Origin of the sequence: Pantanalinema rosaneae CENA516 (assembly GCF_050753385.1) — a bacterium.
Taxonomy (GTDB): Bacteria; Cyanobacteriota; Cyanobacteriia; order Leptolyngbyales; family Leptolyngbyaceae; genus Pantanalinema; species Pantanalinema rosaneae.
The window spans coordinates 1-13,136 of record NZ_JBLZFZ010000047.1; the positions used below are offsets into that span (position 1 = coordinate 1).

The following is a 13,136-nucleotide window of genomic DNA, read 5'->3' on the forward strand; positions in this document are numbered from 1 at the left end:
AGATGTGTATAAGAGACAGCCTTACCTCTGCCCCATCACCCCACACTCACCGCCGCTTTCAGGGCGAAAATCTTCTCCAGCACATCCTCTACTACCTTATCGGGAGTTGAAGCGCCGGAGGTGATGCCGATCGTCACAGGACCATCTGGTAGCCAGGGATCAGTTGTCTCTAAATCGTGGTGCAGGGGTTTGTGCTGAATGCGATTACCGGGCCCAATCCGCTCGGCACTGTCAATGTGATAGGAAGGAATCTCCCGTTCGATCGCAATCTCCTGGAGATGGGTGGTGTTAGAGGAGTTATAGCCCCCAATCACCACCATTAAGTCGATCGGGTCTTTGACCAAATCGAACATGGCATCCTGGCGCTCCTGGGTGGCATCACAAATGGTATTGAAGCTAAGGAAGTGATCATTGAGTTGATCCGGCCCATACTTCCGCATCATCGTATGTTCGAGCAATTTCCCGATCTGCTCAGTCTCGCCTTTCAGCATCGTGGTTTGGTTAGCAATGCCAATCCGCTCCAGATCCCGATCGGGATCAAAGCCCTGGGAGCAGGCGCGGCTAAATTTGCTCATAAACTGATCACGATCGCCGCCATTAAGAATGTAATTGGCAACATACTCGGCTTCTTTCAGGTTAAGCACAATCAGGTAAGTTCCGGCGAAGGAACTGGTGGCGATCGTTTCTTCGTGATTGTATTTGCCATGAATAATCGAGGTATACCGACTTTTTTTATGTTTTTCAACGGTATTCCAGACTTTAGAAACCCACGGGCAAGTCGTATCGACGATCGTACAGTTGCGATCGTTGAGCAATTGCATTTCCTGCACACTGGCTCCAAAGGCCGGCAAAATCACGACATCCCCTTGAGTCACCCCCGAAAAATCCTTCTGGCCATTCGTCATTGGGATAAAATCGACCGCCATTTCCCGCAGACGTTGGTTGACTGAGGGATTATGAATAATTTCATTGGTAATCCAAATCCGTTCTTGGGGAAAATGCTGCCGGGTTTCATAAGCCATCGCGACAGCCCGTTCCACCCCCCAACAGAACCCAAATGCCTGGGCTAAGCGAATCGTCACCTGGCCCCGTTGCAAGGTAAAATTCTGTTCCCGAATCTGCTGAATTAGGTCACTCTGATATTCAGACTCCATCTGCCCTGCCACGTCAGCTTCGTGACCAAACCCTTTACGGTGGTAGTTTTCAGAGCTGTTGAGCGATCGTTTGAAAGCTTTGGTATCCATGCCATCTTGCCCTGGAGGTTATCCGTTCACACCTGGAAATCCCCTTGATCATAAACCGCTTGGGCGATCGGTTGGCAAGGTAATCCACCTGTTCTAAACCACTCCTGATGACCAACTTGTGCCAGGCATTATGACTGGTTAAGGCGTGTCTGTACCATGATTCATCATGGTTTGAACGACATTGACCCACTAGGCGGTAGACATATTCACAGTGTTATGCTGTTTTTTCACTGGGATCGGCTATAATGCCTTCATCTAATATTCCGCACCAGACTTCGCAATCAACAAATCCTCATATCGCGGGTTCTCGTCGGAATTGCCCCCCACAGTTGGTTTGGAGAGAAGTGTGACTATCTATATTGGTAACCTATCCTTTCAGGCAAGTGAAGAGGATATCCGGGAGGTTTTTTCTGAGTATGGAAAGGTCAGCCGCGTAAGTCTTCCTACCGATCGCGAGACGGGTCGAAAGCGGGGATTTGCTTTCGTAGATATGGAAGAAGAAGATAAGGAAGACCTTGCAATCTCTGAGCTAGATGGTGCCGAGTGGTTGGGTCGTGAACTCAAAGTCAACAAGGCAAAACCTCGGGAAGGAGGGGGTAGTCGCAATCCAATGGGGGCTTCGCGCAGTTCGATCGGGAATTCCAGTCTCTAAGCACTCCGCGATTTTGGTGAGTTTAAAGTCGGAATGAAGAGGGGTTTCTGCTGAGAAAGTACCTCTTGCTTCTGGTAGGGTTGCTATGATAACACCTATAGCGATTGTGGCGACAACAACCAGGCACAATCCTCCTGGTCAGTGTCTAAATTTGTAGCGACTCAATTTGGAATTTCATGCCTAGCAACGATGCTTCTACTGCGGATCAGCCTGTGATCCTGGGGTTTGATCCTGGGCGCTATAAATGTGGTCTGGCGGTTGTGGGAGTGGATCGCACTCTACTCTATCATCAGGTTGTCACTACAGACCAGGCGATCGCCACGATTGAAACTCTGCGACAACGTTACCCGATTTCGCTATTGGTCATGGGCGATCAAACCACCTCGCAAGAGTGGAAGCAGAAGTTAAGCCAGGAGTTACCAGATCCCCTCCGCATCATTTTAGTGAATGAGCGTAACAGTAGTCTGGAAGCTCGCGATCGCTACTGGCAGATGTTCCCACCTAAAGGGTTGTATCGACTGATGCCACAAGCCTTTCGCAGCATTCCCCGTCCGATCGACGATATCGTGGCAATTTTGTTGATTGAGCGCTATCTGGAACGGTTAGTCAATTAATTAGACTTCTCATTAGACTTCACCCCGAATTGTAAAGGAATAATCACTTCCAGGTTCGAGTTGATAATCCCGTTGCTCCAGAAAGCGATTTAAGGGTTCTTTGATCAAAGCCCGCCCTAATGACGGTTCGACCGACAGTTCGCCTCGGCGAAAACACCACTCAAATTGCCATTCAAACTGGTTTGCCCGTACCTCACCCTCAATCTTGCCCTGTTGCCAGGACTGGTTGGTAATACGGACATAGGCGGTAGTTTGTGGCAAACGATGGCAACCCACAGAACAATTAGCAAAACTCAGCTTTTGGCTAGTCTAGCGTCTAGCTCCAGTACCCACAAGATCAAACCCTTGGGGACTGGAATCAAGATTACCTGGTTTCCCCGTTGCAATAATCGTGCCGCTGCCCGTTGCGCTGCTTCCAGGGTCGAGTAAGCCCGCACATAGCTGTACAGCTTCCCCTGATACGTGATGCCACCAACTGGTTTGGGCAGGTCTGGTAAGGAGATGTGGCAGGTTGACACATCTTTGCGATCCAAAATTAAGGGAGTTACAGCCGCTAGCGGGCTAACAGGGGCGGCTGCACTCAAATCACCGATCATAAAAACAGCGTCTCCAGACATGAAAGTGATCGATTTGCCAGAGCAGGCCGGTGCATGATTGCGATCGAGCGCTCGTAAAACCAATCCCTAAATATGAATACTCTTCAAATAACAGAATTTCTCGAACTTAACCAACAGTTAAATTACAGATTTCAACAAATCTTAAAAATATCCAGAGCATCCGACTAGTCACCCTTATCAGCCGTGATGGTGCGATTATTGTAAAGACTCATGGCTTTCTCTACGCCCTGCTTGAGGCTGAGTTCGATCGCGCTTACCGCCATTTCGACCACTTCCGCCATTAATTTCGTTTCTAGAGCCGAAAACTGCCCTAAGACGTGGGACACCGTATCTTTGTCAGGATGCACGTCTTTAGCACTTCCAATTCCCACCCGCAACCGTGGAAAGGCTTGGGTGCCTAAATGGGCGATCGTGGATTTCATGCCATTGTGACCGCCAGCCGACCCAGAGACGCGCAATCGCAATTTACCGACGGGCAGATCCATGTCGTCATACACCACCAGCACTGATTCGGGGGGGAGTTTGTACCAGTCGGTGACAGCCCGGATCGCCTGCCCGGAGTTATTCATGTAGGTTTGGGGCTTGAGCAAGCGAATTTTGCTGTTACCCGTAGCTATCCCTTCACCGTAAATGCCTTGAAATTTGCGGTTGTCAGATAAACTGATTTGCCAGCACCGGGCTAAGGCATCGACGACTTCAAACCCAATGTTGTGACGGGTGCGATCGTACTTTGCTCCCGGATTGCCCAACCCAACAATCAATTGCGGAATAATCAATTTTTGCGAGGTCGTGTCCTTAACGGTTTGTGTCTCTGCCATGATTACGATTGCTTGACTAAATCCCATAGGAGAGGGGCAAACGATCGTCTGCCCCTAGTAAATATCATGCTTGAATCACTCCAACAGTGGAGAGTCCAGATTCTACTGCTTAACTGGCAACTTCAGAGGATGCCTTAGAAGTCTCATCTGTAGCAATCGCAGCTTCATTAGCAGCGGACTCCGTTGTCGCAGGTGATAGCGCCGAAGGAGTGGGTGGTTCTAGCTTGGCTTCCATTGAAACCTGAGTCGCCTTTTCAATCTGTTCGGCTTCCCGTTTAAATTCAGATTCAAATTCCTTAGAGGCTTCCTGAAAACCCCGTAGTGCCTTACCTAGGCTGCGCCCAATTTCCGGCAGCTTTTTGGGTCCAAACACCAAGAGGGCGACGACCAAAATCAGCATCATTTCCGGTAAGCCAATGCCAAAAACGTTCACGGTGTTGTCTCCTGCAACGGACGAAAGGGTTCAGGTGATCCCTGATGCTGTCGATTGGTTCAGCACTTAATCTTGCTTGATTATAAGACATGCTCCGTTCGTTCTTCAGGTCAATATCTCTAATAGATAGATCAGGGCTAATTAATCGATCGCACTATCGGCATTGTGTAGTTGCAGATCAAATCCTTCCCGCCGACTCCGCAGACTGTAATATAAAGCGGCTTTGGTTGTTTGCCACAGTGGCATGGTTACCAAATTTGTTAACAGGCTTAGGGTAGTTAAAACGGTATAGTAAATCAAATATCGTAGCGACCAATTCGGGTAGGGATAAATTGGCAATGACTTTAGAAAAGTCATGATGATTCCTGTACCCAGCCGTAATGCAATGTAAGAGATGGGGCAGGTGATCAGCAAAGGAATTAAAATCGTAATCAGGATAAATAAACCTGATTTTTTCGCTAATTGGTACGAACGTTGAATCGCTTGATAAATTCTAAAATTTGATTCTAGTGTGCAGGGTAATTCAACAATAAAAAACCGAGTATAAATTCCCAGAGACGATAGCCCTGCAACTAGGACGAGAACTCCACTCAGTAATAGTGCTGGGATCGAAGGCGTATCAGTTGAACTTCTAATTAATTCTGGCAGTTCAGGGACATAAAACAATAAAATAGTAAGAAATATAACGAATCACAAAAGAGCTATGATTATCATCAGCAAATTAATCAAGACCACTAAAAAATTGGTGATTAAAAGTTGCCATTTATGCCGATCGAGATGGTGTTGAGTTACCTTAATTTCCACAGGGGATTCAGATAAATCACCAAACGCTACGCGAGCGATCGACGCTGAAATTGCACTATATTTTGCCCAGCCATAAAGTGGAAATAGTAACCAAAGATGAGCGAACAACGCTAACTTCAAATACTGGATGAAACGCGATCGATACAGATAAATCCCGGCTGTAATAATATTGCCAATGCCTAAAAAACGTCCCAGTTCTGGATGATTTAAGTTGGGAGTCATAATTAGGTTACTTATAATTGGTTGCGGGCTTTGAGTTGTAAATAGCGATCGACTAATTCCTCACTAATACGATCGGCGGGAGCATCTAAAATTAACACCCCTTTTTGTTTTAATTTCGCTAAGGCTAATTGGCGTTGATTGAGTAAATCCAACGCGATCGCTCGGGCATAGGTAGCAGATACATCCGTGGTCAAAGTATTTGCCTGCTGATCAATTTGGGGATCCCGCAGCGTTACACAAAAGGGCAAATGCCGGGGAGCCAACCGCCCCATTGCCGCCAGCACTTCGATCGAAGCCGTAGCGTCAATTACATCCGTAATCAGCACCACCAATGCCCGTCGCGTTTGCCGAGTCGCCACCGTAGTCACCGCATTGACATAATCCGGTTCTAATAAAGCCGGTTGTAATGGCGTTAACCGCTCCAAAATTTTCGGTAATTGTGACTGTCCTCGTTCGGGGGGAATCCAGGTGTTGATTTGGCGATCAAAAACTCCAATTCCCACGCGATCGCCCCGTTGCAGCCCTGCCATTGCCAGTGATAGAGCGGCATTCAAGCCCCAATCGAACCGAGTTAATCCATTCACTTGAGCGGTCATCAACCGCCCCTGATCCAGCAGGATCATTAAAGTCTGTTCCTGCTCTGGTTCCAATACCCGGACTAACACGCGATCGCGACGTGCCGTTGCCTTCCAATCAATGAAGCGGGGATCGTCACCCGCCACATAATCCCGCAGTTCGGTAAACTCAGTGCCCATGCCTAACCGCCGCGCCCGCCGAATATTCCCTGTAGTTTGCAACGTTAACCGAATCGACAGCGATCGCAGCCCAATTAAGTCTGGGTAAACTGCCACCTTCTGACTTTGGGGCACTTTCCAGTCCTGCCATGCCAATCCCCACGCCCCCAACTGCCGTACCTGAAGATCTCCCCAGGCATACTCACCCCGCTTTAACGGAAACACGGTATAGGTCAGTTCTTCGGTATGGTTCGCTGGCAACGCCACAGATAGCACGCTGTTAGACACATAAAAGCCTTCTGGGTAGAAATCCCGAATTTGCAGGATTGCCGGACGTTTGCCAGTTTTCACCATTAATCGCACTGTATTCTCCCGTCCAATCGACAAGCGATCGAGGGGTTCTCGTTGTGCCGTCACGCGATCGGATCGATAGTGAGTCCCATCCAGAACCGTGATAGCCAGGAGTAGCGCATCGTAGACAACAGTCAGCCCAACCACCAGCCCCAAAATGCCAGGGTTGATTAGATCGGAACCAATGACAGCCGTGGCTAAACCGACGATCGTACCGAGGATGAGCAGGAAGTAAACGCGGCGGGAGGGGAGCATGGCGGGAGGTGGGGAGATGGGGAGATGGGGAGACAGGGAAATAGGCTGGGCTAATTCGGTGACAAAGTTTAACTCAACCCTTATCGGGGTACAGGAACTTGGCTCAGAAGGGTAGTGAGCAGACTGTCAACTTTTAAGCCGTCTAATTGAGCTTCAGGACGCAGGATTAAGCGATGGCGGAGGAGAGGTGGAGCGACAGTTTTCAGATCATCTGGAGTCACGAAAGTGCGTTCGGATAACCAGGCATTGGCTTTACTAGCTTGTAACCAGGCAACCGCCGATCGGGGTGAAGCCCCCAGCGATAAATCCGGATGTTGGCGCGATCGCTGCACCAGTGCCAGGAGATAATCCACAATATTGTCAGCAACTTCCACCGATCGCACCGCTTGCCGAGCTGCCAGAATATGTTCAACTGCCATGATTGGTTTGAGTTTTGCCAACTCCAATCGTTTGGTTTGTAACCCAGCTTGACTGTTGAGCAGCATTTGCTTCTCTGCCTTTTTGTCTGGGTAATCGACCACCAGTTTGAACAAAAAGCGATCGAGTTGGGCTTCGGGTAACGGATAAGTGCCTTCAAACTCCAGCGAGTTCTGAGTTGCAATTACCCAAAATAGTTCTGATAACGGCATACTTTGTCCATCCAGCGTCACCTGCTGTTCTTCCATCGCTTCCAGTAACGCCGCCTGAGTTTTGGGTGGAGTGCGGTTAATTTCGTCTGCCAGCAACACTTGCGTAAAAATGGGTCCCTTTTTCAAGCTGAAACTGCGGGTATTCTGGTCAAAAATATTGGTTCCCAGAATATCGGAAGGTAGAATATCCGGCGTTAATTGCACCCGGCGAAACTCAGCTTGAATCAACTGTGCCAGCACTTTCACCGTCAGAGTTTTGCCCGTTCCCGGCACACCTTCTAAAATCACATGCCCACCGGAAAGTAATGCCACCATCAACTGCTGTACCAGGGCTGTTTGCCCAACAACAACTTGACTCAGGGCTTGGGATAACCGAGCAAAGGCAGCAGTTAGTTCGGTCATGTAAATGATTTCTCCTAAATAAATTGGGGCAGGTGGCAAAGATGAACCAGATGGGGCAGTGGCAAAGCATCTGCTTGCCTCATCAGACTTGGCTACTGAGAGGGCAAGTGTTGCCGTACCGTTTGCAGGTCATTGAGCCATCGGAGTAATTCCGCTTCACTGACTCGGCGTTGACGGTTAGCCATTCTGAGGGTCGCTTCCAATTCTGCCGCAGGTCGTCCAGTCTGTTGCACCCAGGCAGCCACAACGGTTTCTAGGGGTAGTAGGCTATTTCCCAACCCCAGCGCTTGTTGAATGTGCAGTTGCTCAGCTTTACCAACCGTTTCCAGCACAAATTCGCTACATTCTGCTTTATACAAGGCTCCTGCTAACGCTTGCATATAAGCTTCACTGTTATTGACGGTGGGTGGAGTGACCGCGATCGCCGGCCCTAAACGCCGATTCAGTCCCCAGATCAATACCGCCAGCAGCACGATCGCCTGGATCATCACCAGTAACACTGGAGTTCCTGCCAGGTATCCCAATAAGGTGACTGGCGTTGCCCGCCTTGAGAGTGATTCAGAGGTCGCATCCCCCTGATCCTGGTAGCCATGCATATACTCATCAACCCAGAGCGGCAGATTGGGCTCCGTCACCAGGTTTGCCAAGAACTCATAGTTAGGACGAAAATCCTGATAGGCATTTGCCGCTAAAAAGGGAGTGGAGGCATAGATCACCTGCCCCTGACCCAGCGATCGCTGCCAAACCACCGCCCCAAAGTCATCATTGAGCCGGACTTGACCTTCAGGGTTTGCCTGCCGCCGACTGGTCTCAATCCGAATCTGACCTACGGGACTCGGCAGATCGGAACTGAACGGAGCTTCCGTTGATCGTGCCTGTACTCCCAGTAACACCAAGACATTCCCCCGTTTAACCCATTCCTCCTCCAGTGGTTGCATACCTAAACGTTCCACACCATTGCCAATCCGCAGCAGCGTTAAGTTAGACCGAGCTTGACTGGGCTGAAACAAAGTCTTTAATGGTTTTTGCCAGCGTTGTAATGGGGTATCTCGTTCCTGCATAAATGCATACCAGGCTCCGTAACCATCCGGCGATCGACTATAGGTTGACCCCTGCGTTAACTGACGGCTACCCCCACTGGGAGCCATCACTATTGTCATCACAATCAGCATTAGCAGCACGATCGCGATGATCCAAATTTGTCGCTTGTTCAGTTGCATCCCATTCATGAGCCAACCCTCAGTCGCACTAACCCACCATCAGTCACCTTATGACTCCCGATTTCCCCATTTCCCCATCTCCCTATCCCCCCACCTCCCCATCTCCCTCACCCTTCCTGCCCCGGCTCGATCGCCTGATACGCCCGTTGGCAACGATCGAAGGATTCCCGAGAAATGTCGGTACTGGAGAAACAAAGCTGTTCGTGAGTCTGCATCAATACCTCATAGGGACGTGGATCGGGCAGGGTTTGCAGCATGTTGAGATACTCCCCATCGGTGCGGCTAGGCTGGCTGGGAATTAAATCAATATCATGTAACCGTTGCAGGGTAGCCAAATACAAGGCACGACAGGCTTCTCGATAATTTCCTTGTTGCGCCAATGTTCGCGATCGCTGTAGCCATTCCCCTACGGTCAACTCCGTTGGACTGCTACGGGTTTGTGCCACCTGTTGAGGGCGTTCCAGCCAACCCAGATTGAGATAGGGACGCAACAGCCCATAGAGGCGAAACCCCACCCAGAGTGCTAATACCACCACAATCAACCAAAACACCAGGCGAAACAACCACTCCGGAATAGACCAGTTGGGGACATCAACCTGTCCCTTTGGCAGGGTAAGGCGTTCCCACCATTCACTCAAACGGTGTTGCAATTGCTGAATTTGCCAACCAATGCTGTTCTTCTCGTAGGTGCCGGACACCAGCTTTGCCTCTCTCATGCAATGGATTGTGTCCATTATGGGCGATCGCTTTAGCAGACGCAGTAAATTGGCATAATCCTTCGATTTAATGCTAAACCTGTTGAGTGTTCAACAGTCGAATTCCACCAGGATTCGGACTGGCTATTTTTGTGCTGCTGTGGTTGCTCAACCTGCTTCCCGTCCGTTAATTCTTGGTATCACCGGAGCCTCTGGTTTAATCTATGCGGTGCGTGCGCTCAAGTTTTTGTTACAAGCCAATTACACCGTAGAATTGGTCGCCTCTAAAGCCGTCGCGATCGTCTGGCAAGCCGAACAAGGGGTCAAGCTACCGATTGAACCCCTACAACAAGCGCAATTCTGGCGACAACAAGCTGGGGTTGAGAATACTGGTAAACTGATCTGCCATCCCTGGAGTGATGTTGGTGCCACGATCGCCAGTGGCTCCTACCGCACCCTCGGCATGTTAGTCATGCCATGCAGCATGAGCACCGTGGGTAAGCTGGCGGCTGGACTCAGTTCCGACCTATTAGAACGGGCAGCCGATGTGCAGCTAAAAGAAGGACGTAAATTAGTCCTGGTACCTCGCGAAACCCCCTTTAGTTTGATCCACCTCCGCAACCTGACCACCCTGGCAGAAGCCGGAGCCCGCATCGTACCCGCCATTCCCGCCTGGTATCACAACCCCCAAACGATCGAAGAGTTAGTCGATTTCGTCGTCGCCCGTGCCCTCGATCAACTAGACATTGACTGTGTTCCCCTTGATCGCTGGCAAGGTCATTAACGCCCCGATCTCCCCTATCTCCCTATCTCCCTATCTCCCCATCTCCCCATCTCCCTCACCCCTCCAACACCAACGGCGGACGCTGATGACTCCACGGACGCGCTGCTTCAATTTGGGCTGCCAGAGAGATCAACATCGATTCTGCCGCCGGACGACCCACCAGTTGCACCCCAATCGGCAAGCCATTCGGAGCAAATCCAGTGGGTAGAGCGATCGCGGGTTGTCCACTGGCATTAAAAGGTGGACAAGGAGCAATCCAATCAACCACCTTATCCAGAGTTTTGGCAGGAGGAAGTTTTGCCCACTCGCCAATCCGAATTGGCGGATGCATATAAGTGGGCGACAGCAGGACATCCATTGAATCAAACAAGCTCACGATGCGACGAGCCACCGTTTGCATTTGCGACACCGCCCGCAGGTATTTACCACTGGAACAAAGCTGCGCCCGCAACGACAACCAGCGATTTACCTTGCCTAACAAAACAATGCCCGCAAACCCGGCATCTCCCAAAACCGCTTGATACACCGTCCTAAACGGTTCGACTAAATCGCTAAAGTCGAGTGACACAGGCTCAATTACATGTCCGAATCCTTCCAGTAACTTCGCTGTCTCGATCGCGGCTTGCTGGCAAACCTGATCCGCCTCACCCGCCGGTTGGATCATGGTAGCTAACCCAATCCGTAATCGTCCGGGAGCCTGGGTTGCCACGGTGAGAAAGGAGGGATCGGGATCAGGCAACCAATAGGGATCACCACTCTCATAGCCAGACATCACATCCAGTAATGCCGCCGCATCGGCTACCGTTCGTCCGATCGGTCCATTGGTGGCAATGCCATTCAAGCGATCGCCCACAGGCGCATGAGTAACTCGACCCCGAGAAGGCTTAATCCCAACTAAGCCACAACAAAAGGCAGGTCCCCGAATCGAACCACCCCCATCCGAGCCATGCGCGATCGCACAAAGTCCCGCCGCTAGAGCCGCCGCCGCCCCCCCACTGGAACCGCCTGGAGTGTAATCAAGCTGCCAGGGATTACGCGCTGGGGGAAACCCATCTGGCTCCGTGTAGGGTAAAGTTGCCATTTCCGAGGTAGCCGTTTTGCCTAAAATCACGAATCCAGCTTGCCGAATCCGCCGCACCACCCCATCATCCGCCGTGGCAATTTGCTTTTTCAGCAGCCTGACCCCGTAGGTACAGGGCATCCCTGCGACCGGATTTAGATCCTTAATCGAAATCGGCACTCCAAAAAAAGGAGGAAGTTCCGCCGCATTCCCCACCAAACTTTCAGTTTTACTCTTCGCCTCCGCGATCGCCTGGTCTGCCGCCACCCAAAAATAACTATTGATTTTGGGATCCAATTGCTGAATGCGATCGAGATACAGTTCCGTCAACTCTAGGGGTGACACCTCTTTGCTGCGAATTAACCGTGCCTGTTCCAATGCGGGGGCAAATGCTAGATCAAGCAAGTTCATGGGCTACCTTAGAAAATCAACACAGCCATTCCAAACTATCTTTTATTCTGCCAACTCATTTCTGTAATAGAAATGTTATGATGGGAAAGCGCAAATTTCAGGTCGTGAGCCAACGAACCGTTCAGCTTCCGACCTGAATTGCAGTGAATAGAGCCAAGAAAAATATATGAGGTCGCTCAAGCACTCAATCGAACTGGGCTAAAGTGGTAGATGGAACCTCCATTCTCCTTCTTGCAGACCAGAGGCTTGAGGAGAGGATTTTCCACTCTCATGGCGGCAACAACAGGAGATTAACTGTGGCAAAAAAGGACGAAGCAGAGTTACAACCCGCCAAGCCCGGAATTGACGTTACCAAGTTCCTTCAGGAAACCAAAGAGGAACTGGATAAAGTAGTCTGGCCCAGTCGGCAACAACTCATTAGTGAGTCCGTAGCGGTCGTGTTAATGGTAGCGCTTTCAGCCAGCCTCATCTACCTGATTGATAATTTCTTTACTTGGGCAGCACAGCAGGTGTTTGGCGCATGACTTACGCAGCAGACGAATTTCATAGCCTTGCTCAATCGGGTGACGGTTCAGAGGAAGCCATTTCCCCTGAAGCCTTCCGGTGGTATGCCGTTCAAGTGGCATCGGGCTGCGAGAAGCGGGTGAAGACCAACCTAGAACAACGCCGTCAAACCCTTGACGTAGCGGATAAAATCGTTCGGGTGGAAATTCCCCAAACCCCAGCCGTCAAGATCCGCAAAGACGGCTCTCGCCAAACCACAGAAGAGAAAGTATTTCCAGGGTATGTGCTGGTGCAAATTAAGCGTGTCTGGAATGCTGACCTGAACCAGTGGGAAATGGACGATGAAGCGTGGCTGGCAGTTAAGAACACTCCCAATGTGATTAACTTTGTGGGTGCAGAACAGCGGCATCGTTCTGGACGAGGGCGAGGTCACGTCAAGCCTATGCCGCTCAGCCCAACCGAAGTGGAGCGGATCTTCAAGCAAGCTCAAGAACAGGAGCCAGTCATCAAAATTGATATGGCAACTGGCGATAAAATTTTGGTGTTGTCAGGTCCCTTTAAGGACTTTGAGGGTGAAGTGATTGAGGTCAGCCCCGAACGCAGCAAGCTGAAGGCGCTGCTATCAATCTTCGGGCGTGATACGCCAGTGGAGTTGGAGTTTAATCAGGTTCAAAAGCAGAGTTAATC

17 protein-coding genes are annotated in these 13,136 nt (G+C 50.3%); 5 read left to right on the plus strand and 12 right to left on the minus strand.

Annotated elements, in window-relative coordinates; all coding sequences use genetic code 11:
- Positions 1-35: 35 nt before the first annotated feature.
- A complete protein-coding gene (locus ACN4EK_RS22805; RefSeq protein WP_431660606.1) occupies positions 36-1,244 on the minus strand; it encodes a 4-hydroxy-3-methylbut-2-enyl diphosphate reductase in 1,209 nt (402 codons plus the stop codon).
- 346 nt (positions 1,245-1,590) lie between these two features.
- On the opposite strand from ACN4EK_RS22805, the gene ACN4EK_RS22810 reads away from it, so the two are divergent.
- Positions 1,591-1,896: an RNA recognition motif domain-containing protein gene (locus ACN4EK_RS22810; RefSeq protein WP_431660607.1), complete on the plus strand. Its 306-nt coding sequence runs from the start codon at positions 1,591-1,593 to the stop codon at positions 1,894-1,896.
- Positions 1,897-2,072: 176 nt separating this feature from the next.
- On the plus strand, positions 2,073-2,510 hold the full coding sequence (locus tag ACN4EK_RS22815) for a pre-16S rRNA-processing nuclease YqgF (RefSeq protein WP_431660608.1): 438 nt from the start codon (positions 2,073-2,075) through the stop codon (positions 2,508-2,510).
- A gap of 12 nt (positions 2,511-2,522) precedes the next feature.
- Here ACN4EK_RS22815 and ACN4EK_RS22820 read toward each other — a convergent pair whose 3' ends face one another.
- From ACN4EK_RS22820 to ACN4EK_RS22865, 10 genes are all read right to left on the minus strand, one after another.
- A complete protein-coding gene (locus tag ACN4EK_RS22820) occupies positions 2,523-2,771 on the minus strand; it encodes a DUF3146 family protein (RefSeq protein ID WP_431660609.1) in 249 nt (82 codons plus the stop codon).
- A gap of 32 nt (positions 2,772-2,803) precedes the next feature.
- Entirely contained in the window at positions 2,804-3,106 is a 303-nt protein-coding gene (locus tag ACN4EK_RS22825) for a hypothetical protein (protein ID WP_431660610.1), read from the minus strand.
- A 185-nt stretch (positions 3,107-3,291) separates the two neighbouring features.
- Positions 3,292-3,945: an aminoacyl-tRNA hydrolase gene (pth, locus tag ACN4EK_RS22830; RefSeq protein ID WP_431660611.1), complete on the minus strand. Its 654-nt coding sequence runs from the start codon at positions 3,943-3,945 to the stop codon at positions 3,292-3,294.
- Positions 3,946-4,054: 109 nt separating this feature from the next.
- On the minus strand, positions 4,055-4,378 hold the full coding sequence (locus ACN4EK_RS22835; protein WP_431660612.1) for a TatA/E family twin arginine-targeting protein translocase: 324 nt from the start codon (positions 4,376-4,378) through the stop codon (positions 4,055-4,057).
- 141 nt (positions 4,379-4,519) lie between these two features.
- The gene (locus ACN4EK_RS22840) at positions 4,520-4,735 is read right to left on the minus strand and encodes a hypothetical protein (RefSeq protein WP_431660613.1); all 216 of its coding nucleotides are present in this window, start codon (positions 4,733-4,735) and stop codon (positions 4,520-4,522) included.
- 333 nt (positions 4,736-5,068) lie between these two features.
- Complete coding sequence (locus tag ACN4EK_RS22845) at positions 5,069-5,404, minus strand: hypothetical protein (protein ID WP_431660614.1); 336 nt, start codon at positions 5,402-5,404, stop codon at positions 5,069-5,071.
- 11 nt (positions 5,405-5,415) lie between these two features.
- Entirely contained in the window at positions 5,416-6,744 is a 1,329-nt protein-coding gene (locus ACN4EK_RS22850) for a DUF58 domain-containing protein (protein ID WP_431660615.1), read from the minus strand.
- 80 nt (positions 6,745-6,824) lie between these two features.
- Positions 6,825-7,775 (minus strand): AAA family ATPase, encoded by a 951-nt coding sequence (locus ACN4EK_RS22855; protein ID WP_431660616.1) that lies wholly within the window; start codon positions 7,773-7,775, stop codon positions 6,825-6,827.
- Positions 7,776-7,867: 92 nt separating this feature from the next.
- Positions 7,868-9,004 carry a DUF4350 domain-containing protein gene (locus tag ACN4EK_RS22860; protein WP_431660617.1) on the minus strand — a complete coding sequence of 379 codons (1,137 nt, stop codon included), beginning with the start codon at positions 9,002-9,004 and terminating at the stop codon, positions 7,868-7,870.
- A 98-nt stretch (positions 9,005-9,102) separates the two neighbouring features.
- A complete protein-coding gene (locus tag ACN4EK_RS22865) occupies positions 9,103-9,711 on the minus strand; it encodes a DUF4129 domain-containing protein (protein ID WP_431660618.1) in 609 nt (202 codons plus the stop codon).
- 139 nt (positions 9,712-9,850) lie between these two features.
- Between ACN4EK_RS22865 and ACN4EK_RS22870 the strand changes: the two genes are divergently transcribed.
- The gene (locus ACN4EK_RS22870) at positions 9,851-10,474 is read left to right on the plus strand and encodes a flavin prenyltransferase UbiX (protein ID WP_431660619.1); all 624 of its coding nucleotides are present in this window, start codon (positions 9,851-9,853) and stop codon (positions 10,472-10,474) included.
- Between the two features lie 55 nt (positions 10,475-10,529).
- Here the strand turns inward: ACN4EK_RS22870 and ACN4EK_RS22875 are convergent, their stop codons facing one another.
- The gene (locus ACN4EK_RS22875) at positions 10,530-11,945 is read right to left on the minus strand and encodes an amidase (RefSeq protein ID WP_431660620.1); all 1,416 of its coding nucleotides are present in this window, start codon (positions 11,943-11,945) and stop codon (positions 10,530-10,532) included.
- Positions 11,946-12,241: 296 nt separating this feature from the next.
- On the opposite strand from ACN4EK_RS22875, the gene secE reads away from it, so the two are divergent.
- Both secE and nusG read left to right on the plus strand, forming a co-directional pair.
- Positions 12,242-12,469: a preprotein translocase subunit SecE gene (gene secE / locus ACN4EK_RS22880; RefSeq protein WP_431660621.1), complete on the plus strand. Its 228-nt coding sequence runs from the start codon at positions 12,242-12,244 to the stop codon at positions 12,467-12,469.
- Positions 12,466-13,134: a transcription termination/antitermination protein NusG gene (gene nusG / locus ACN4EK_RS22885; protein ID WP_431660622.1), complete on the plus strand. Its 669-nt coding sequence runs from the start codon at positions 12,466-12,468 to the stop codon at positions 13,132-13,134. The genes secE and nusG overlap by 4 nt, the downstream gene beginning before the upstream one ends.
- Positions 13,135-13,136 lie beyond the last annotated feature (2 nt).